At 41.0% G+C, this 21,117-nt stretch carries 15 protein-coding genes and 1 pseudogene; 10 read left to right on the forward strand and 6 right to left on the reverse strand.

Annotated elements, in window-relative coordinates; all coding sequences use genetic code 11:
* Positions 1 to 59: 59 nt before the first annotated feature.
* From GTQ43_RS13415 to GTQ43_RS13440, 6 genes are read left to right on the forward strand one after another with little or no spacing between them, the layout of a single operon-like run.
* Positions 60 to 2,381 carry an ABC transporter ATP-binding protein gene (locus tag GTQ43_RS13415; RefSeq protein WP_265273098.1) on the forward strand — a complete coding sequence of 774 codons (2,322 nt, stop codon included), beginning with the start codon at positions 60 to 62 and terminating at the stop codon, positions 2,379 to 2,381.
* Positions 2,382 to 2,386: 5 nt separating this feature from the next.
* Positions 2,387 to 3,598, forward strand: coding sequence for a glycosyltransferase family 4 protein (locus GTQ43_RS13420; protein WP_265273099.1), 1,212 nt, complete (start codon positions 2,387 to 2,389; stop codon positions 3,596 to 3,598).
* Between the two features lie 48 nt (positions 3,599 to 3,646).
* Positions 3,647 to 4,606, forward strand: coding sequence for a glycosyltransferase family 10 domain-containing protein (locus GTQ43_RS13425; RefSeq protein WP_265273100.1), 960 nt, complete (start codon positions 3,647 to 3,649; stop codon positions 4,604 to 4,606).
* A 3-nt stretch (positions 4,607 to 4,609) separates the two neighbouring features.
* Positions 4,610 to 5,590, forward strand: a complete 981-nt coding sequence (locus GTQ43_RS13430) for an Npun_R2821/Npun_R2822 family protein (protein WP_265273101.1) — start codon at positions 4,610 to 4,612, stop codon at positions 5,588 to 5,590.
* Between the two features lie 3 nt (positions 5,591 to 5,593).
* Positions 5,594 to 6,484 carry an Npun_R2821/Npun_R2822 family protein gene (locus GTQ43_RS13435; RefSeq protein ID WP_265273102.1) on the forward strand — a complete coding sequence of 297 codons (891 nt, stop codon included), beginning with the start codon at positions 5,594 to 5,596 and terminating at the stop codon, positions 6,482 to 6,484.
* A 16-nt stretch (positions 6,485 to 6,500) separates the two neighbouring features.
* Positions 6,501 to 7,538: an Npun_R2821/Npun_R2822 family protein gene (locus GTQ43_RS13440; RefSeq protein ID WP_265273103.1), complete on the forward strand. Its 1,038-nt coding sequence runs from the start codon at positions 6,501 to 6,503 to the stop codon at positions 7,536 to 7,538.
* Positions 7,539 to 7,554: 16 nt separating this feature from the next.
* Here GTQ43_RS13440 and GTQ43_RS13445 read toward each other — a convergent pair whose 3' ends face one another.
* The 3 genes from GTQ43_RS13445 to GTQ43_RS13455 form a co-directional block, all read right to left on the reverse strand.
* Complete coding sequence (locus GTQ43_RS13445) at positions 7,555 to 7,929, reverse strand: hypothetical protein (RefSeq protein ID WP_265273104.1); 375 nt, start codon at positions 7,927 to 7,929, stop codon at positions 7,555 to 7,557.
* 28 nt (positions 7,930 to 7,957) lie between these two features.
* The gene (locus tag GTQ43_RS13450; RefSeq protein WP_265273757.1) at positions 7,958 to 9,682 is read right to left on the reverse strand and encodes an ABC1 kinase family protein; all 1,725 of its coding nucleotides are present in this window, start codon (positions 9,680 to 9,682) and stop codon (positions 7,958 to 7,960) included.
* Positions 9,683 to 10,542: 860 nt separating this feature from the next.
* Positions 10,543 to 13,206, reverse strand: coding sequence for a M1 family metallopeptidase (locus tag GTQ43_RS13455; RefSeq protein ID WP_265273105.1), 2,664 nt, complete (start codon positions 13,204 to 13,206; stop codon positions 10,543 to 10,545).
* Positions 13,207 to 13,757: 551 nt separating this feature from the next.
* Here GTQ43_RS13455 and GTQ43_RS13460 point away from each other — a divergent pair.
* The 4 genes and pseudogenes from GTQ43_RS13460 to GTQ43_RS13475 all read left to right on the forward strand — a co-directional run bounded on the left by GTQ43_RS13460 (position 13,758) and on the right by GTQ43_RS13475 (position 18,124).
* Entirely contained in the window at positions 13,758 to 15,437 is a 1,680-nt protein-coding gene (locus GTQ43_RS13460) for a DUF3352 domain-containing protein (protein ID WP_265273106.1), read from the forward strand.
* Between the two features lie 167 nt (positions 15,438 to 15,604).
* The gene (locus tag GTQ43_RS13465; protein WP_265273107.1) at positions 15,605 to 16,525 is read left to right on the forward strand and encodes a class I SAM-dependent methyltransferase; all 921 of its coding nucleotides are present in this window, start codon (positions 15,605 to 15,607) and stop codon (positions 16,523 to 16,525) included.
* Positions 16,518 to 17,513, forward strand: coding sequence for a PrsW family intramembrane metalloprotease (locus GTQ43_RS13470; RefSeq protein WP_265273108.1), 996 nt, complete (start codon positions 16,518 to 16,520; stop codon positions 17,511 to 17,513). The genes GTQ43_RS13465 and GTQ43_RS13470 overlap by 8 nt, the downstream gene beginning before the upstream one ends.
* Before the next feature lie 32 nt (positions 17,514 to 17,545).
* Positions 17,546 to 18,124: pseudogene (locus GTQ43_RS13475) on the forward strand (Uma2 family endonuclease).
* A 93-nt stretch (positions 18,125 to 18,217) separates the two neighbouring features.
* On the opposite strand, the gene GTQ43_RS13480 reads toward GTQ43_RS13475, so the two are convergent.
* The 3 genes from GTQ43_RS13480 to cysK all read right to left on the reverse strand — a co-directional run bounded on the left by GTQ43_RS13480 (position 18,218) and on the right by cysK (position 20,914).
* Positions 18,218 to 19,090 (reverse strand): 6-carboxytetrahydropterin synthase, encoded by an 873-nt coding sequence (locus tag GTQ43_RS13480; protein WP_265273109.1) that lies wholly within the window; start codon positions 19,088 to 19,090, stop codon positions 18,218 to 18,220.
* Positions 19,091 to 19,234: 144 nt separating this feature from the next.
* Positions 19,235 to 19,936 (reverse strand): J domain-containing protein, encoded by a 702-nt coding sequence (locus GTQ43_RS13485; RefSeq protein ID WP_265273110.1) that lies wholly within the window; start codon positions 19,934 to 19,936, stop codon positions 19,235 to 19,237.
* 15 nt (positions 19,937 to 19,951) lie between these two features.
* A complete protein-coding gene (gene cysK / locus GTQ43_RS13490) occupies positions 19,952 to 20,914 on the reverse strand; it encodes a cysteine synthase A (RefSeq protein WP_265273111.1) in 963 nt (320 codons plus the stop codon).
* Positions 20,915 to 21,117: the final 203 nt, after the last annotated feature.

The following is a 21,117-nucleotide window of genomic DNA, read 5'->3' on the forward strand; positions in this document are numbered from 1 at the left end:
TATTTTCGCAAGTAATTGGGAAATAATTTTAATCCGTAAAAGTGGCATAATAATACCCCATGTCTACCAGAAAACTACTATTAAGATTTGCTAAACCCTATCCAGGTTTAATTATCCTAACAATATTGTTAGGATTTTCTGGAGCTTTATTTAATGGCATCAGCACAGCTTTAATTGTGCCAGTAGTTTTAAAGATTGTCGGGCAAGAAGTAGATTTAAGTACTGCCCCTCCCATCTTAAAAAGAATGATATCTCCCTTTGATAATACTCCAGAAAGTTACCGGATAGGAGTAATGGCTGGGGCGATTATATTTACAATTCTTTTAAAAAACCTAGCTACTTATGCCAGTTCGTTAGCATCAAGTTCTTTAACCCGAAAACTGACATCAGATATGCGCGAAACCGGGTTAAAGTTATTACTAGAAATTGATATAGATTATTATGCCAAGACGAAGGTTGGTGATTTAATCAACCGTCTTGGTGGAGAAATTGGCCGGGCTGCAAGTGCTATAGGTAGTACAGTCAAGATAGTTATCTTAGGAATCACAATTTTAGTTTTTGTTGCTTTACTGCTGTCAATTTCTTGGCAGTTGACAATTGCCTCTACGTTTTTGCTGTCGTTGGTGACATTAGTAAATCAGTATGCCATTTCTCGATCTAAAAGTTTTGGTAAGCAGCTGAGTGAAATGTCTAGAGCATATTCAATCTCTGTGCTAGAGACTTTAAACGGAATTCGATTGGTAAAGGCGACGGGAAATGAAGAAAAAGAATATCAACGGATTCAAAAACTAATTCGCGATCGCGAATTAGCAGATTTCCAATCTCAAGTTAATTCGGAAATAATTACACCTCTGAGTGAGGTGATGGGGATTACAGCTTTACTACTGATTGTACTTTTAAGCAAAACCTTCTTTGCTAACCAGATTTCTTCTCTTTCCACCGTACTGCTGACATATTTATTAGTATTGCTGCGAGTGCTGCCATTGATTTCTCAGCTAAATACTATTCGCAGCAACTTTGCCAGTACCGCCGCCAGTGTGGATGTTACCAATGATTTTTTAAGCCTACACGATAAGCCATTCATGAGCCAGGGTAAACTTCCCTACACAAAATTACAAGAGGGAGTGTCTTTTAATTCTCTTTGCTTTGCCTACCCAGGCCATGAAAAGTTGGTACTTAAAGATGTAAGTTTATATTTACCGCATGGCACAACCTTAGCATTAGTAGGTAGCTCTGGTGCTGGTAAATCGACTTTAGCAGACCTTTTGCCCAGGTTTTATGACCCAGTTGCTGGCAGTATTACCATTGACGGCATCGATTTGCGGGAGTTCGATCTTGTATCCCTACGGAAGCGGATGGGGATTGTTAGTCAAGATACCTTTCTTTTTAATGACTCGGTGCAGAACAACATCGCTTATGGGCGAGCAGAGGCTACTGAGGATGAAATTATTACAGCCGCAAAACGGGCAAATGCTTATGAGTTTATTAGCAAATTGCCTCAAGGATTTGATACCTTCATTGGCGATCGCGGTGTCATGTTATCTGGTGGACAAAGGCAAAGATTAGCGATCGCCCGCGCCCTCCTGCAAAATCCCGAAATTCTGATTTTAGATGAAGCCACCAGCGCTTTAGATACCGTTTCGGAACGCTTAGTACAATCGGCACTCGACGATCTTAGTCGCGATCGCACCACCCTTGTAATTGCTCACCGCCTTTCCACAGTCCAAAAAGCCAATCAAATAGCCGTTTTAGATCAAGGACAGGTGGTAGAAGTGGGAACCCATGAAGAACTTTTACAAAAAGGTGCTTACTACTCCCGCCTTTACTCAATGCAATTTAGCGATCGCCCTGATAAAAACCTGATTCAAACAAAAATTATTAAGGCAATGCGCCTAAACTCAAAGAAATTTGTTGAACGTCCTGAAGCCGCTACTAAACACAATCAAAGCTTGCTCCGCATCTCTCACGAAATTCGGACACAGTTGAACTCGATGATTGGGTTCCTACGCTTATTACTTGATGATCTGGTAGACGATTCCGAAGAACGGCACAAATTAATTGAAGACTCTTACAAATCAGCCTGGAGAATTCTCAACACCATTGATATTTTTGAAGATGTGATTAACTTGCAAATCAGGGGTCAGATTCTCTCAATCTCTGACCAAAATCAAAATGTCATCAGCAACTATTATCAAACCTTTAATCATCTCGCCGTTGAGTTTAGAACTTCTCTTAATCTGATCTTTAGCTCTCTTCGTTCTATAACCGATGATTTAACAGATACTCCCCAAGAGCCAAATGAATTAATTAGTGAAAGTTATACCTCTGCTATATGTCTACTCGATAATTTAGAAAAATTTGAGAATAGTATTAATGTCTAAAATGTATGGAAAATAATATTTTAAAAAAACATTACATTTTTTTTATTGGTGAAGAGTTACCCCAGCCAGAAGCTCACCTAGTCCAGTCTACAAATGCAGCTAACGCCGCCGCTAACTTGGGCTATTCAACAGTTTTGGTATATTATGAAAAAGGATTAAAAGCGATTAACCCAGTTAATTTAGTGCGTCCTTTTCAACCTAAGCAAACACCAATAGAACTTATTGAATATTACAATCTCCATGAAAAATTAAAAGTTGCTCCCTTAGCAATGCCTTGGCCAATCGACTATTTTCGGAGCAAATTTACTGACTCTAACACCATTGCTAGCAAATATTATTTACCATTTTACATACTTCCAACCACTAAACTTGTCCACAGTCGCAACTGGAATTTTATCAAAGCTGCCATCAGAAATGGCATTCCGGCAATTTATGAACACCACCATCATGAAGAAAAACCATTTGAGCTAGAAATTGTCACAAATCCGTTATTGCAAATTGCTGTCACAGTTGTAGACACAATTCGCGAAAGCATGATTAAAAATGGAATGCCGCCAGAGAAGGTAATTACTCTACACAACGGTTTTAATCGTTTATTTATGCAGAGACAACCAGAAAAAGCAGCAGAATGGCGGAAAAAACTATTGCAAGAGGAAAACCAACATTTAGTAGTTTATGCGGGAGCATTACAGCAATTTAAAGGTATTGATGTACTAATTGATGTGGCTAGTGAAATGCCTAATGTACAATTTGTCTGTGCAGGTGGTAAGCCAGGAGAAGTTGAATATTATCAGCAATTAGTAAAAGAAAAACAGGTTAATAATATTAAATTTTTGGGTTATATTTTGCATAATGAGTTAGCATCTTTGCTACAAGCAGCCGATGTTTTAGCTCACCCTCATTGTTCGGGAAAAGCCGCAACTTTCACATCTCCATTAAAGCTGTTTGACTACTTCGCCTCTGGAACACCCATTGTCTCGACAGAAATTCCATCATTAGTTGAGTTTCAAGATACTCAAGCGATCGCTGCTTGGTGTGAACCAGATAACCCCAGTAAATTTGCTGAAAGTCTGAAGCGGGTTTTAGAAACTCATCCCAGAAAAATAGAAGGTTATCCCGATAGTATCAATTTTGTTCAGCAGTTCTCTTGGGAGAATCGAGCGGCAAAAATCCTTAGTTATGTTGATGAACCTCTGCTTCCTCAACTTATTATGTAATGAAAAATGGGTCATATTAAGTCAAATGATCAATGACAAATAACTAAAATGACTATCAAAACTGTAGGCATGATTAGCAGCTATCGAGGTTTAGAAACTAGAGCCGATTGGCTGTGGCAACAAACCCCGAATCAATTTGGAGTTTGGGGCAATATGCAAATGCAAGCATTAGCTGCAAAACCAGATTTTTTATTGATGTATCAATTTGATTTTCCCCAAGCAGCACCGCAAAAATCTTGGTTTGATAGCTTACGCCGGGGGCAGCAAAAATCAGTAGTAAATGTTGATTCTCAACTGCGAGGTGTCAACAAAGAACGGATTATTTATTTACTAAGAGAACCGCCTTTAGATGAAATTGTCGAAATAACGAATCATAATTACCAACAAGCCCAGAAGTATTGCGGCTACATTTCTGGGCCCGATGATTTTGCTCCGACTCCCGACTATATGCCAGCTATTTGGTATCACTCAAATTCATTTCAAGATTTAAATGAAATGCCGCCTCCCCGAAAAGTTGCCCCATGTAGTTGGATTACTTCAGGAATTAGCCGCACAGCCAACCATCGCCAGCGTTTAGACTTTTTGCAATCTCTACAATCTAGTGGCATTAAGTTTGATTTATACGGGCGTAACTTACCAGAATCGGCGAAACAGTCGGGAGAGCTAGGTAATAAGTGGTATGGGATGGCACCATACTATTACAATCTGGCAATTGAAAATTATGCTGATAATAATTGGTATGTGAGTGAAAAACTTTGGGATAGTTTACTTGCATGGTGTCTACCAATTTACTATGGTGGCCCGGCTGCTGACAAATTATTGCCACCTGGTAGTTTTTTGCGGTTGCCCAGTTTAGATGAAAAAGGCATTGCCTACATTCAAGAAGTGACAGCTACACCTGATGCTTGGTATGCAGCCAAAGATGCGATCGCAGAAGCACGTCAAATCATTTTACACAAATTAAACTTACTTAACTGGTTATCAAACTTTGTCGATCAACACTCATAAATTATGAATGGTATTTGTACCCTTGGCAATGATTACGTTTTCGATCAACTGGTGGCTTTGCTCAACAGTATCGATGTTATCTTGGGATCAGAAACTCCTGTTTGCATTTATCCTTTTGACGATCGGACACAACGAATTGCTGATGAAATAGCTAAACGTCCTAATGTATTTCTTTACGATAATCAAGAATCAATCGACCTCTGGGATCGATTTATGTTCTCAGCAGCACCAGAACGATTAAATCGTAGTAAATCACGTTTGTATGGCGCTCACCGTCGTTTTTGTGCATTTGATGGGCCCTTCGATAAGTTTATCTATTTAGATGCAGATACTTTGGTGATGAACTCTCTGGCAGGGGTGTTTGAAAAGCTAGATACTTATGATTTTGTTGTCTACGATTTCCAATTTAAAGACGTTAGTAAAATCTATAATGTTAGTTCTCCAAAATTACTAGAAATTTTTGAGCAAAAACGCATTGATTCCGAAATATTCTGCTCAGGATTTTATGGTTCTAAACGAGGGATGTTTAACTCAGAACAAAGAGATTGGCTAATATCCAATTTACAAAATGGTGAGTCAGAAATTTTGTATGGCGGTGCTGGCGAGCAACCATTAATAAACTATATGGTAATGAGGTCTAATCTTTCTATTTATAACTTTGCTCGCCAACTCCCAGATCATGAAAAAACAGGATGTTCTGCCACATCTAAGCATTTTGAGGAACGAGAAAACCTGCTTTATGACAAAGGTAATCGACTAACTTACATACATTATATTGGTATTCCTCCTAATATTAATCAAGCAGTCTGTGCTGGAGAAAATATTGAGTTTCCCTATCGAGATTTATTTCTCTACTATCGTTATTTACACGAACCGGAAAAGCGCCCAGTCTTTAAAAATCCTCCGAAAAGTTATGATGACGCTCCAGTACCAAATTTACTCACCAGAGCTTTGCGAAAATTTAAGTTAATTAATCAAGGATAATTTATGAGTAGGGGAATTTATATTGTTGCCAACGATCGTGTGATCGATAATGCTATTGCCTTACTCAATAGCATTCGTACTTATGATCCCGAAGTAACCATTTATCTCATACCTTTTAATGAAAGTTATCACAAGGTAGCAGAGCAGCTTGCTACCTTACACAACGTGCAAATTTTTCCAGATTTAGAACTGATTGAGACATTTACTAAACGTATCGGAGAAATTTTTGATCGAGATTTTCTCGCCTTACCCAACAAAATGCGTAAACTTGTCGCATGGTTTGGCCCTTTAGATGAATTTATTTATATTGATACAGATATTGTCGTTTTTGAAAAAATTGCCGACAATTTAGACAAACTTTCAGAAGTCGATTTCTTCTGTTGTGATTACCATCATGTCAATGACAAGCTGCGAAATATCTTTTCCCCATTTCTGAAAGAGCAGCAGATTTTTTCTGATGCCCAACTTCAAGATGTTTTCAACAGTGGCTTCTGGGCTTCGAGAAAAGGAGTTATTACTGAAGAACAGATGGATGAAGCTTTGCGCGAGTGTTCAGCACATCGCGAATATTTCGATTTTTCGGAAGGAGTTACAGATCAACCAATTTTAAATTATCTTGTTCTCAAACTGATTAACAAACGTGGGAATCTCGTCAAAATTCCTGGGGGAGGGCCTGGTAGTTGGGCAGGTTCGCAAAATTTCCAACAGCAAGATTACGTCCTCTATGATCGAGGACAACGATTAAAATATCTCCACTGGGCTGGTACACGGATGAAAACTGGTAGTCCCTATTGGCAATTGTGGGAACACTATCGCTATCTCCATGAGGGGAAATTGGCCTTCATCCCTAAACTGACTCGCCGTTTCTTTCCCTTTGTTGCTGCCCGTACTTAATATTAGGAGGATCACAATGATTGATGGTATCTACATCCTAGCCAATGATGTTGTCTATGACCAATTAGTTGCGTTGCTCAACAGTATAGAAGCTAATGCTGGTAGGAAAATTCCTATTTGTATACTTCCATATAATCAGCGTTTAGATAAGGTGAAGGCAGAAATTGCATCTAGAGATAATGTCACCTTATTTGAAGATTCTGATTCTATAGCTTACTGGGATAACTTTGCGACTCAGATATGGAAAAATTATCCTAGAGCGCAAAAAACTTGGCGAGAGTGGGGTTTTCCAGAACTTTATGAGTTACCAATGCACCGCAAATTTTGTGCTGTGGATGGCCCCTTTGATAGATTTATTTACTTTGATGCAGATACCTTGTTAATGGGGCCAGTAGATTATGTATATGAAAAATTAGATACATCTGATTGGGTAGTGAATGATTTTCAATATAAGTCAGACTTAAAATTTATTTTTGATGGCTCCTCAGAGCAAATACAGCAAATTTTTAACTCAGAAAACTTGCAAGATAAAGTATTTTGTGCTGGTTGGTTTGCCACCAAGAAAAATATTTTTTCTCCAGCTATCAGAGCCGAATTAATCGAGAAATTAACATCAGGTGAGGCAGATGTCATGGCTTTTTTAGCGCCTGACCAATCTTTATTTAACTACATGGTATTGAGAAGTGGAATTTCCTATTATAACTTTGCTTTTCATGACTGCGAACAGGCAACTGGTAATCACTGGAGTTCTCAATTTGATGTGGTAGATAATATCCTCTACGACCAAGGGCGGAGGTTGACCTACTTACACTATATGAGTATATCTTCTTCAGGTTTTGTGCGGCTTTGTGGGGGTGAAGATGTTGATATTCCTTACCGCGATGTTTTCTTATATTATCGCTATTTAAAATCACCTGAAAAACGCCCTCAAAGTTTTACCCGCCCAAGCCAGATAAAGCTTCTGCAAAATTCTACTAGTAGTTTTATTCAGCAAAGAGTGAACAATTTTAAACTAAACTATCGGAACTTCAAGGATAAAATTAATGGGTACTAATAACATCGTTATCAATCTAAGAAAAAGAATCTAAATCTAAAGATTGCATCCCTTCGCGTTCTATAAAGGTCATCATACTTCCCAATTGCAACCAAACTAATAAACAAGTAAACAGGCTAATTGGTAGACCAACTCCTAAAGCCAAGGTGGAGGGAAAGCCAAATATCTCTAAGCCTGAAGACAGAAATAGACAAGTACCGCCAGTTATGCCGATAAATGGCACAAGTAATTGTTTCAGTGAGGAACGCGGTTTAATATTTTCGGCTCGCTCGCTTGGCCAGTTCTGCACAATTACTTTCAAAGTGCCAGATAATGCTAAACCAGATGTTAATGCTGTCAAAAAGCCAACGAGTAAGAGAAAATAGGGTGGTTGTAGGGGAAAATAGTACATTAAAACTCCTGATTTATATTAAATGTTTTTAGTTTTTAATTGCTGACTGGTTTCCAGTAAAAGGGTCAAGGAATGTAGCTTTTGGCAGAATAGCTGCTGTGCCTTCTCTAGATAAATTTGTTAAAATGCCGATCGCTACATTTAATAAACGATCCGGTTTTAAGTCATCTTTAACCAGGTTCCACAGGCGTTGGACATCTTCGGTGTGGAGGCGGTCATCTTCGGTCAGAGCTAGCACCAACTGTCGCCGCAGAAATTTGCCTTCTTCGGACATTAAAAACTGGAAACCCATTTGGGCTGTGGGTAATACATCAAAGTTGTTATCACTACGAGCGATCGCAATTAGATTCTCTAAACGCTGCCACTGAAATTTACCATCTTTGAATAACACATTCAATAATCGCCGCCGTAATTCTGGTGATTCTCCTGTCAGCAACCGCCGCGCTATGTAGGGATAACCCACTTCCACAATTTTGAAGTCTGGGTTGAGGCTGAGGGCGATACCTTCTTGAGTCACCAAAGAACGAATAATTAAAGCAAACTTCGCCGGAACTCGGAAAGGATATTCGTACATCAATTCCGAGAATTCATCGGTAATCGTTTTGAAGTTAAAATCCTTGACATTTTTGCCAATGGCGTTTCCTAGCACTGCTTCTAATGCTGGTACTATTGTGCAAATATTCGTGTCTGGAGTCAAAAATCCTAATTTTACAAAGTCTTCGGCTAAGTCGGTATAGTCTTTATTCACCAAATGCACTAACGCATCTACTAGGGTTTCTTTGGTGTTTTCCTCCAACTGATCCATCATGCCGAAGTCAATATAAGCCATCCGACCATCGGGTACAGCAAATAAATTACCCGGATGGGGGTCAGCATGAAAGAAGCCGTGTTCTAGTAGCTGTTGCAATCCTGAAGTAACGCCAATTTGGATAATCGCTTCTGGATCTAAACCTGCTTGGCGGATGCTTTTAGTATCCGTCAACTTAAAGCCGTTAATCCATTCCAGGGTTAAAACGTGGGTATTGGTATAACGCCAGTAAATTCCGGGAACTTTAACTTGGGGGTCGTTGCGGAAGTTGCTAGCAAAGTGTTCGGCGTTGCGGCCTTCATTTATATAGTCGATTTCTTCAAATAGCTTTGTGCCAAACTCGTCCACGATTAAAGTTAGGTCGTGACCGAGGTTGAGAGGCAACCAAGGAGCTACCCAACTCGCCCCCCAGCGCAATAAGTAGAGGTCGCGGGTGAGAGTTGGGCGTAAGTTGGGGCGTTGCACCTTCACTGCAACTTCTTCACCACTGATCAGACGACCACGGTATACTTGACCCAAGCTAGCAGCAGCGACTGGATTAGGTGAGAGTTCGCTAAAACTTTCGTGAATTGGACGGTCTAGCTCGGTTTCGATAATTTTGTAAGCGATCGCATTATCGAAGGGTGGTAACTGATCTTGTAACTTGATCAGTTCTTCTAGAAAATCCTTACGGATTAAGTCAGGTCTGGTGGAGAGGGCTTGACCAACTTTAATAAAAGTCGGGCCGAGGCGGGTGAGCAGTTCTCGCAACTGAATAGCTCGTTTACCTTTGTTCTGCTCAACTTTGTCTTGCCATTCGTCCCACTTGAGACTGATGATAAATCCTGCAAAAGAGGAGATAATTCTCAGCAGTCGCCCCCAGGCTAGCCAAGGACGGTAACTATAATAGCGAGCGATCGCATCTGGATTATAGAGTTTTAGTTGAGCAGGTTGATACTGACCCACGTCTTTTTTTGCCTCTTCAACTGAAAAATTTACGATGATTTTTGGTTCCTGACCCACAAGTTATTTGCAGGTTCAGCATAGGGTAATCTTTTATCTAAAACAACTAGAACTTTACCATTTGGAGATAGTGTTCCAGGCGATTTTAGCTTATCTTACTTCCTAGATTTAATTTATCTTTTTCTTAATTATACTTTATAAAACTACAACTACTTATCTACGTTTCAGATGATTTTATCTTTTCTTAACCATTGTTTATAAAAATATAAATTCATCGGATGATGTATACAAATTGAAATACTTGCGATACTTAAGTAACTTTATTGACTAACAGTTATCTGGTTAGTAGTAATATTACAGCCACAGGGATTCAATCCGACTGTGTATTAATTTAACGTGAGTTCGACAAACCTTTCCCTGCCTTGAACTAAAGTTTAAGTTCTTTCGTTCATCAAAGAGGTATCAATACTGTTCAGTTAAGGCAGAGACGCGATAAATTGCCGTCTTTACAATCATCAGTCCTTCGTCCTGATGGCGATTTATCGCGGATTTGGGATCTATATATTTTCATCAAATAACCTTAACCAAAGCGTATTGGGAAAGGGACGGTTTCTTTATTTAGACTATCTATCTGTTCGGTTTCTTGCTGTAATCACAAGATCTCTGACTTTTTAAATAAGTCGGGGATCTGAGTCTCTCAATTCTCACAAATCGAATATGATTGCTATATTTAGGTGGAAGAATCAACTTGTAACTCTTGAAGAATAAATAACAAAATTATTATTTATAACTCCTCTAAATTTAGTAATTGGTAGTGGTTTTGCCACAATTACCAATTACCTACTTTTAAGTATCATGTAGTGTTATTTAGATTTGGCCTCCAAGTTTTCTAAACGGCTTCTCAATTCCTGGTTTTGTTGTTTGAGTTGGTCGAAATCTTCACGCAATTGACGCAGATTTTTTTCGGAACCGATATTCTTTTGCACCTTGGAAATTTCTTCTTCAGCATTGCGACGGACACGCCCATCTGCTGTTTGTTCAGCTAGCGATCGCAAAATCCCGACTGCTTTGGGTGTTTCCATTTGTCCTAATGCTGATGCCACCGCTACTTGCGTTAAAAAGAAGGTTTCTTTGGCCAGTTCTGTTAATTTTTCTAAAATCCGTTCTAAATTAACCGGACTTTGACCTATAGAAATCTTTCCTAAAGCGCGAATTGTAGCTAGACGTAATGGTTGTGGTACACCGAGTTTGGTGTATTCGATTAGCAGATTTAAAGCTGATTCTGAGGTTTTGAATTCAGCTAAACCAGCGATCGCACCACTCCGCACGACTTCATTCCAACCCGCCTTTTCTTCTAAAATGCCTTTGAGTTGCTTTAATACCTTGTCTTCCTTGGGTTTTTCTTCCAAGTTTGCCGATGCGATCGCGCCGATTACACGAGAGGCTGCTGCTTCCACGTAGTAGCTAGGATCGCCCTTTTGCAACAACCCTTTCACAACTTTATAGCTTTCAGCAGTTTTGATTTGACCAAGTGCTTCAACTACAGATCGGCGCACGTAAGCATTTTTATCTTTTAATCCCACAACTAAGCCATCAAAGGCTTGATCTAAATTAATTTTGGCTAGTTGTTTTGCTACTTCCACCCGCACACCCCACAATGGATCATTTTTCAGCGCCGTAGATAGTGCTTTTGTCGCTTCTAACCCGCCTTTTTTAGTTAAAGCTTCTGCTGCATAGATGCGCGAAATTGGATTGGGGTCAAATTCTAACTGTGCTTTTAACTCTGCTATTGGATACTCTAAAATTACTGTTTTCAGGTAATTATTCTCAACATCAAAACTGATGTATTGGGGCTTATTTTCTAGGGGAAAATAGAAGCTTTGTTCTCGTTCATTTACCCGCACTACAAAAGTTTTAAGTTGTGAGTGAGGAGTTAATAATTTTGAATTATTTTTAACTTTTAACTCCTCACTTCTCACTCCTAACTCCTCACTCCTCACTTCTTCCTGTTGGGTATAGCCAAAACCAATAGGTATTTTTAAATCAAACAAATCCTTACTGCCATTTTGACCTTCAGCAGCTTGGGTTTGAGTTACCGTAATTTTCGCCAAATTAGCATCCCCATCCCAAGAGTAAGCTACCTTAAAATCAGGATGACCACCACGATAAACATATTGGTCAAAGAGGAACAAAAGATTGTGTCCAGTAGCCTTTTCAATTGCCCTGAGTAAATCGATTGTTTCTACAGTTTTATGGGCATTATCTTGGACAAATGTTTGAATTGCTTGCCAAAATAATTCATCTCCCAATTGGGCGCGAATCATGTGATAAACACAAGACCCTTTTTCGTAGATGTGGCGATCGTAAAGTTCAATCGGTTCCCGGTAAATATGCGTTACCATTGGGCGACGATAGCGGCTGCTATCTTCACTAATGTAACGACGAGCTTCTAATAAACGATAGTAAGCTGCTTCTTCTAGACTATATTCCTGTTCTGTCCACATCACCTCAGAATAGGAAGCCATTCCTTCCTTAATCCAAGCATGAGACCAATGCTTAATTACCACCAAATCACCAAACCATTGGTGCGCGAGTTCGTGGACAACTAAACTTTCGGTATTGCGGTTGTCTAAAGCGGCGCGTTCATCCAGCAAACATCTATCTGTTAACAAGGTTGTGGAGGTGTTTTCCATCCCGCCAAAGATGAAGTCATCGACACAAACCTGGGCATATTTCGGGAAAGGATAGGGATAACCATAATTTTGGCTCAAAAATTCAATCATCCGGGGAGTTTTGCTCATGCTGCGTTTAGCATCTTCTTCCCGTCCCTTTTCTACGTAGTAGGTGACTGGTTTACCCCTCCACTCGTCCCTAATTTCAGCAAAATCACCTACTGCCAAAGTCATCAAGTAGGTGGGATGAACTTGTTGCTGTGACCAATGGTAGATTTTATAGTCACCATCTTCTGTAGTGTCAATGAGTTCACCGTTAGAAATCGCCACAAGAGGGTTAGGAACACGAACGCGAATTTCGGAAGTAGATAATTGTCCTGGATAGTCAAAGCAGGGGAACCAAAAGCGAGAGTCTTCGTCTTCCCCTTGAGTCCAAACTTGAGTCGGTTTGTTTGGATAGTGCTTGTCTGGTTGGATAAAATAAATACCGCGTTGTGGTTTTGCCACCGAGTAGGCGATCGCAATCAGCAAGCGTTTACCAATCTGAGTCACCTCAGAAAGTTGGATAGAAAGCTGTTCCCCATCGTAGTCAAAATTTTGTGGCACATCGTCCACCTGCACAGACTCGATATTTAGATTGACAGCATCCAAAGTCAAACGATCAATGCCATTACGGATTGGTAAGAGGCGAATGCTACAACTGCCCTGATAGCTTTGCTTAGGAATATCTAAGCTGAGATCGAGAAAAATATGCTCCACTTGTCCGGGGCGATCGGGGTTGTAGTGTGGTCTTGCTCCCGGTAACTCAAAAGGTTTGTGTCCGTTATTATCTGTATCAAAATAAGACTTCGACATTGATCCTTACTGACCTTGTAATCCTGAAAAGTCTGGCTTGGCTGGATGTAATTAAGCAAAATAGCGGTGTCTGTATTTCCCAAATAAATAGGGCAGTATGGGTTAAGATTCCCATTGGGGATTGGAGGATTGAAATTAATCTCACCCAAATTTCCGAAGATCGACTACCGATCCTGGGACTTTTTTCCATATCCCTCCCGCATTTCCTTTTACTGATGTTTTGCACCTTTTTGTCATCGAGTCAAGTGTCTCTTACACCTCGATAGATTCTCATTAAGTACAAATACTCCTAATTATTCTTATAACTTAGGATAGCTCGCTGCTGTTGAACAGGCTATTTTCTGTGAGATGAACAGCATATCATTGGCAGATTCGCTCCTCATTCCCTTAAAGTATTTTTTAGGGTGATTATTTGAGATTGCTAGCTTATAGGACTACTAATTTTATCAGTAAATACCGATCGATAAGCAGAAAATATTAATAAATCCGAAAACTCTACAATGACACTTGTATAAATCTCGGTGACAATCTGAGCAAAAGAGGATAACAAAATGCCTGAGAGTAAATCAAAATTTTTCATTCCTGCTGTTGGTGCTGCTGTAGTAGTAGCAGGAAGTATTGCAGCTTATATGTATTTGAAAGGCCCATCAGGAGGTAGCTCAGACGCTCTCGGCAGTGCTAAATTAGTACCTTCAACAGCACTGATGGCAGCTTATATTACTACTGACCCTCAAGCCTGGGTAAAGTTACAGCAGTTTGGTACTCCAGAAGCACAAAAGTTAGTTGCAAAAGGTCTGGAGGATTTCAATAAGCAAATGTTCAGTGATGGTAACGTTTCTTATGAAAAAGACATAAAGCCTTGGGTTGGTGGTGTCATGATTGCTGTACTACCACCGAATTCTGTGAAACCTGCACAGTTAAATGTGCCCTCTAGCGCACCTAATGTCCCAACAAATTTACAGCAGGAACCAAATATCCTGATAGTGGTGGGGATCAAAGATAAACTCAGTGCTTTGAATTTTGCTAATAAATTGAAGTCACAAAAAGGGTCGAAATTCCAGGAATCTGACTACCAAGGTCAAAAAATTATCGAAACTACAGAAAATGGCAAGCCGACATATAGCGTAGTTTTAAATAATAGTCACTTAATATTAGCCCCCGAAAAGCAAGCTGTAGAAAAAGCTATTGATACCTTTAAGGGACAGTCTTCTTTTGCCAGTAAAGAAGGTGCAAGCAGCATTCTCAGCAAAGGAGTGGATGTCAAAAATACCCTCGCCCAAATTTATGTACCAGACTATGCAAGCATGGTACAGCAATTAGCAGCCGGAAGTCCCCAAGCAAAGCAGTTACCTCCACAAGCCCTAGCGCAACTGAAGCAGATAAAATCTGTGGTGGCGGGTGTTGGTGTTGATGATGCGGGAGTGCGGGTAAAAGCGATCGCTAATTTAGATCCACAATTAAACAAATTCCAGTATCAATCAAGTCCGGGAGATATAGTTGGGCAATTTCCTACTGATACCTTTGCTCTGATTAGTGGAAATGGCATCAGCCGTGGCTGGGAAACCTTAGTAGAACAGTCAAAAGATTATCCAGAAATGAAGCAAGCACTAGAACAAGCACGCGGACAACTGAAATTTGTCAATATTGACCTGGATAAGGATATTTTTGGCTGGATGAATGGGGAATTTGCCTTTGGTGCGATTCCATCAAATCAAGGAGTGTTAGCCAGTGTTGGTTTTGGAGGTGCTTTAGTATTTGACACTAGCGATCGCAAAACTGCCGAAGCCACCTTGACAAAATTGGATACTCTCGCCAAAGCCCAACAAATTAACGTCGCCAATAGAATGATTGGTGGTAAAGACGTAACTGAATGGCAAATCCCCCGACAAGGAGCTTTATTAGCGCATGGTTGGCTGGATGATGATACTGTATTTGTCGCTCTTGGTGGCCCAGTTGCAGATGCAATTAGCGATCGGAAGAATCAATCTCTCGACAATAGCGACACCTTCAAAGCTGTTACTGGTTCTTTGCAAAAGCCCAACGGCGGCTATTTCTACCTGGATATGGATAAAACTAAAACTGTGCCCCTAGTCAATAGTTTAATTTCATCTGATCCCAATACCATCACTATCCTTAATTCCATTCGTGGTCTTGGTTTTACCGCTAATAGCCCCGATAAATCCACCAGTGAATTAGAGATGTTGTTAGCTCTCAAGCCAGCTACAAAATAAGGAATTGGCATTGGACATTGGGCATGGGTTTCTCCTTGTCTCCCTTGTCCCCACTTGTCAAAATTCCATGATATTAGTCTCCAGACGTTATACAATTCAATTCATTTCTAGACTGCCGTCCAGCAAGTGTGTCATAAGTAAAAAAGCTGTTGAACGCAAATTAATTTATGACCGCTGCTGTAAACACTAATCTTGGCTTTGCTTCCCGCTTGGTAAATGGAGTATTAGCAATCAAGCCTTTAGCCAACCTCGCCAAACATCAAGCCCGTCAAATGATGATTAAACGTGCCGAGAAAATTGGCGTACCTTGGACGCAAGAAGTTGACACACTACAGGCGCGTGATTGGAAGACCGATCTAGCTCAGGTAGAAAATCCTGAGCTTTCCTACCCAGAATACTATTTGCGACCATTCCATGCATACGAAGACGGAGACCTTAGTTGGAAAGCCGCTTTTGAATTGGAAGTCGCTGCTTGTGCCGTCCACGCCGGAATTTGGCAGGATGCTGGAGCGCAAGGAGATGCTAGACTGCGCCAAAGTTACCACGATATCCTCAAAGCACAAATTCCTAATCAACCCCAAGACATTCTAGACTTGGCGTGTGCTGTAGGTTTGAGTACCTTTTCTATGCAGGAAATTTATCCCCATGCCCAAATCACAGGCTTGGACTTATCTCCCTACTTCTTAGCCGTTGCCAATTACCGCGCCCAACAACGTCAAGCTAAAATTAACTGGCTTCATGCCCAAGCTGAATCTACCGGGCTACCTGATGCCTCATTTGATTTAGTTTCCATTTTTCTGATGTGCCACGAATTACCCCAGTCAGCAACCCGACAGATTTTTGCTGAAATGCGGCGTGTGCTGCGTCCGGGAGGCTACTTGGCAATTATGGACATGAATCCTAATTCTGAAGTCTACCAGAAAATGCCAGCTTACATTTTGACGTTGCTCAAAAGTACTGAACCGTATTTAGATGAATATTTTGCTTTGGATATTCAGCAAGCTATTGTTGAGGCAGGTTTCCAAACTCCCACTATTACCAACAATACCCACCGTCACCGCACAGTAATTGCTCAGGTGAGTGGTTGATTTTTCTCTACTGCTGTGGGCAGCAATACCACCCTTGCTGCTGCTAGGCTACTACTACTATCGAGTCCCATTTGCCCCACCTCTGTTAAGGTTACTGATATTCTTTAGCATCGGGGCAATATCTGGTATCTTAGCCCTTAGCCTCGAATGGATTTTTGAAATTGTAGCTAACTGGGTTTTAGGCTGGTATCAACTCAAGGGATGTCTACCGCCAAGCCGCTGCGCGTCTACGCTTTTTGGTGTAAGCTTGCGGCAGCTTGTCGAAGTAGGTTCAATTGAAGAAGGCTGTAAGTTAGCAGCGGTTGTTTTTCCAACCTGCTATCTACAACGCAGGTATCGATTACTTTCTTCTACCATTTTCCTCTTCACCATAGCCGTTGCCCTTGGATTTACTGCCGAAGAGAACTGGATTTATCTTTTTCACGGTACAGCATCAATTCTTGACCGTGCTATTGGTACGCCAGTCCACGCTATGTTCTCTGCACCTTGGGGATACGCCTTAGCAATATACATTTCTTCCAATAGTCGGTTAAATCAAGACAGGAAGTTTATTTTCAGAGCTTGGCTAAATTCTGTAATTTGTCATGCCCTAGTTAATGTTCTATCTAGTGCTTGGCGTTATTCACCACCCCTCCGTTTCCTGAGTTATGGTTTATTTCCGTTTCTGTTGTGGATGTTTTGGCGACTGGAACAATTACTCCGAAAAGTGCAAGGTAAAGCTGCAATTATTCTGATCTCAGAGCGTACACCCCAGCGCCGTTACTGGCAAAGAAGTTTAGTGCTATTTGCCCTCGTGCTGGGTGGAAATGCTATTTTTGGACTGTTTCTCTTAGCCAGGATTTTAAGTCCTTTGAGTCCGTCAAAGCTTCTTGATGCTGATATTTTGTGGTTTATACTTAGTCGCTTTTTGCTAAATCTGTTTTTTGGAGTTTTAGCGTGGGGCATTTATCGCTATTTGCGACATTGCGCCCGTCGTCGGTATTTTTAAAATATGATTTAAGAAAATGCTAGGGGGTTTTTATGCAAACAACTCCAGTGCGTTGGACAACAGATGACCTAGATTTCTTCGCTGGCGATCGCAAAAATCGCTATGAGATTATTGATGGAGAACTATTTGTGACTAAATCACCTCACTCGGCTCATCAATCGATCTGTGGAAAAATTGTTACAGTTCTTAATAATTGGTCAGATGAAACTGATTTAGGTAAAGCTGCGTAGGCGTAGCCCGTCGTAGACATTGCACCTGGAATTATTTTCTCAGATTCTGACAATGTGATCCCTGATGTGGTGTGGGCAAGTCATGAACGGTTAAAAAACTTGCTAGATGAAGCTGGACACCTTACGGGCGCACCAGAGTTAGTCGTAGAGGTTCTGTCACCCGGCGAAAAAAACGAGAAACGCGATAAGGAAACAAAGCTAAAACTTTACTCAGTGCAAGGGGCTCAGGAATATTGGATTTGCGATTCTATACAGAAGAAAGTTGAAGTTTATCGTCGTGAACAGGCAGCATTAAAGTTAGCAGTTACTTTATTTAGTGAAGATGAGTTGACAAGTCTTTTGCTACCTGGTTTTAAATGCTTAGTCAGTAAACTTTTCTAGTTGGGCATTGGGCATTGGGCATTGGGCATTGGGCATTGATTATTGACCCTCTGCACCTTTGCCTCTTGTCTTCTCCGTCCCCAGTCCCTAGAACTAAACCCTTGCTAATACTGGCTGACTCAGGGATGCGCTGACTGAATCAGATTCTGACTCTGTGCAGTAGATTTCGCAGGAGTTATTAGGACTTTCAATCAGCTTCACTTTGTAAAGTGTGGCTCCCAATTTTTGAATAGGCGATCGCAGTAAATTACTAATGTAAAGTGCAATATTCTCAGCAGTGGGTACAACTTCGGCAAAGTAAGGTATGTCTTTGTTTAAAAAAGTGTGATCGAATGGTTCAATTACATAATCTTCTACCACTTGATTCAAACCGCCTAAATCGACAATCATCCCAGTGCGTGGGTCAATTCCCCCTTTGACAGTGACTTCTAGATGATAGTTATGTCCGTGACCGTGGGGACGAGCGCACTTACCATAAATCTCAGTATTTTCTTCGTTACTGAGATGAGGATGAGCTAGCCGATGGGCGGCGCTAAAGTGAGTACTGATAGTGAGGTAGGCTTCCATTGCGTTTCCCGTATAATCTGCCCAAAGTTCAGGATGTTCAAATAACTGCACACGGACTAGAGGCAAATGGGGTGCTAGCCTCTGCCAGATAATCCGTGCAATATTCTCGGTGGTAGGAAGAGTTTGTTGAAATTCTGTCCACGCATCGTTGAGATAAGAAAAGTCCAATTGGCTGGTAACTTCTCGTTTAATTACGTGTTTCACATCAGACAAATTCAGTACCATGCCATATTCATCCAATTCCCCGGCTAGGGAGATGAATAAGACATAGTTATGTCCGTGTCCTGGAAATCTAGAGCCAGCACCAAATTTTTCAATATTCTCGGCTTCACTCAGTTCTGGCAACCAATAGCGATGACTTGCCGAAAATTGGGCGCGGCGATTCACAATACATTGCATGAGTACACTAGGAGCAGAATTTAAAATTTCTTAATCTTTTTCTGTTTCCAGCATAAACTAATTCCTAAGTTATGTGTCGTTAGTCATTCGTCATTCGTCATTCGTCATCCAGCACTCTTTTGCCCCATACCCCATACCCAATAACTACGTAACAGAAGCTCGCGCCTCACAATGTAATCTTGTAGCAATGCGGAATAATTCTTGACCTGTGTGTAAATAACGCTCATCATAGCTCAAAGGAAAATAAGCCAACTCTTCGAGTCCATCTGCTACTTGATTGAGGCTGTAATAGAGGTGAGCCGCAGTTCCTGCTAAACTAGGGGGGTTCGGCAGAGATCGAAAAATAATTTGTGCCTGTTTCAAGTCATCTCGACAGGCTTTTAAGTATTCTTGAAATTCATCTAACAACTCATCATCAAAAGGATCAGCAGCTAATTGCTCCATTTGCTCCTCTAGGGAATAGAGAATACCGCAAAGCAAGTGATTGACTGGTTGATAAACTCGGCGCAGCCATTCTTCAACTTGCTCGTCAGCTTCCCGTCCCGTTTTTCGTCTTGTCTGGTAATGTTTTTGCGCTGATGCTGTACGCTGTTGGCGATCGCTATTTAATTTTTGAGAGTCATGTTGCAGTTGTTGGTCATAGTTACGGCGATTATGATTGTCGCCTAAAACCTCATAAGCTGCATTGATGCGAATAATCTGATCGCGATCGGCTGTTTCCTGATTACTGTCAGGATGAAACAACTTAACCAAGCGGCGATAAGCTTGCTTAATTTCCGCAAGGCTTGCACTTGGACTAACTTTGAGAGTTTCGTAATGGTTAGAAACGTGCTTAGAATTGACCATTAATTCAATGTAGCGTTAACTAACGCTAGCGGCTAATCTTGCCTCCAAGTCTTGGAATAAGGGTGTACTCAAATACCTTTCACCAAAACTCGGCTGAATCATCACAATTAAACGCCCTTTGTTTTCTTGACGTTGAGCAACGCGAATTGCTGCATATAAAGCGGCTCCACTGGAAATACCAGATAATAGCCCTTCTTCTTTTGCCAAACGCCGACCATAAGCGATCGCTTCTTCATCGGTGACGGTAATCACTTCATCAATCAATTTTACCTTGAGAACTTGGGGAATAAACCCAGCACCAATTCCTTGGATTTTGTGTGGCCCTGGTCGTCCCCCAGATAAAACTGGGCTATTGGCTGGTTCAACAGCGATCGCTTGAGAACTAGGTTTGCGTGCTTTAATCACTTCTGCCACACCAGTGATCGTACCACCAGTGCCCACCCCAGCGACAATTATATCTACTTGTCCATCGGTATCTTCCCAGATTTCCAAGGCTGTTGTTTCCCGATGCACTTTTGAATTGGCTGGATTGCGAAACTGATGCAACATATAGGTATTTGGCGTAGTATTAACTATTTGTTGCGATCGCCTAATTGCCCCACTCATGCCTTCCATACCCGGCGTTAGTTCCAGTTCTGCCCCATAAGCCCGCAACATTGCCCGTCGCTCCCCACTCATTGTCTCTGGCATTGTCAAAATTAAACGATAACCCTTAGCTGCTGCTGCCATTGCTAAGGCAATTCCTGTGTTTCCAGATGTAGGTTCTACCAATATTGTTTTCCCAGGAGTAATCAGCCCCTCCTCTTCGGCGGTATTAATCATACTGACCCCAATCCGGTCTTTGACTGATGCCGAGGGGTTCATACTTTCCAGTTTCACCACAATTTCAGCAACACATCCTTCTGTTTGGGGAATGCGGTTCAACTGTACTAGAGGTGTGCGACCAACCAGTTCTGTAATATTACGAGCGATTTGCATAATTTAGTCCTTAGTTACGAGTCATTTGTCATTTGTTAATAGTCATTGCTGAGTCCGGTCTTATTTGGCTTTGCCGTTCCCGCAAGGTATGCGGGTTTTCTCAAAAGCGTGAAGTGGCATTAGCGATAAATAAGAACATTATCTATAAAAAAATGTTTTAAAAGTATTATTGCTAACACTACAATCTCGAAAATCTCACCTTA

Source organism: Nostoc sp. KVJ3, from assembly GCF_026127265.1.
Classification (GTDB): Bacteria; Cyanobacteriota; Cyanobacteriia; order Cyanobacteriales; family Nostocaceae; genus Nostoc.

Bases quoted from the DNA above. Each gene is read 5' to 3' on its own strand.
- GTQ43_RS13415 (WP_265273098.1), top strand. From the start codon at position 60: ATGTCTACCAGAAAACTACTATTAAGATTTGCTAAACCCTATCCAGGT.
- GTQ43_RS13420 (WP_265273099.1), top strand. From the start codon at position 2,387: ATGGAAAATAATATTTTAAAAAAACATTACATTTTTTTTATTGGTGAA.
- GTQ43_RS13425 (WP_265273100.1), top strand. From the start codon at position 3,647: ATGACTATCAAAACTGTAGGCATGATTAGCAGCTATCGAGGTTTAGAA.
- GTQ43_RS13430 (WP_265273101.1), top strand. From the start codon at position 4,610: ATGAATGGTATTTGTACCCTTGGCAATGATTACGTTTTCGATCAACTG.
- GTQ43_RS13435 (WP_265273102.1), top strand. From the start codon at position 5,594: ATGAGTAGGGGAATTTATATTGTTGCCAACGATCGTGTGATCGATAAT.
- GTQ43_RS13440 (WP_265273103.1), top strand. From the start codon at position 6,501: ATGATTGATGGTATCTACATCCTAGCCAATGATGTTGTCTATGACCAA.
- GTQ43_RS13445 (WP_265273104.1), bottom strand. From the start codon at position 7,929: ATGTACTATTTTCCCCTACAACCACCCTATTTTCTCTTACTCGTTGGC.
- GTQ43_RS13455 (WP_265273105.1), bottom strand. From the start codon at position 13,206: ATGTCGAAGTCTTATTTTGATACAGATAATAACGGACACAAACCTTTT.
- GTQ43_RS13460 (WP_265273106.1), top strand. From the start codon at position 13,758: ATGCCTGAGAGTAAATCAAAATTTTTCATTCCTGCTGTTGGTGCTGCT.
- GTQ43_RS13465 (WP_265273107.1), top strand. From the start codon at position 15,605: ATGACCGCTGCTGTAAACACTAATCTTGGCTTTGCTTCCCGCTTGGTA.
- GTQ43_RS13480 (WP_265273109.1), bottom strand. From the start codon at position 19,090: ATGCAATGTATTGTGAATCGCCGCGCCCAATTTTCGGCAAGTCATCGC.
- GTQ43_RS13485 (WP_265273110.1), bottom strand. From the start codon at position 19,936: ATGGTCAATTCTAAGCACGTTTCTAACCATTACGAAACTCTCAAAGTT.
- cysK (WP_265273111.1), bottom strand. From the start codon at position 20,914: ATGCAAATCGCTCGTAATATTACAGAACTGGTTGGTCGCACACCTCTA.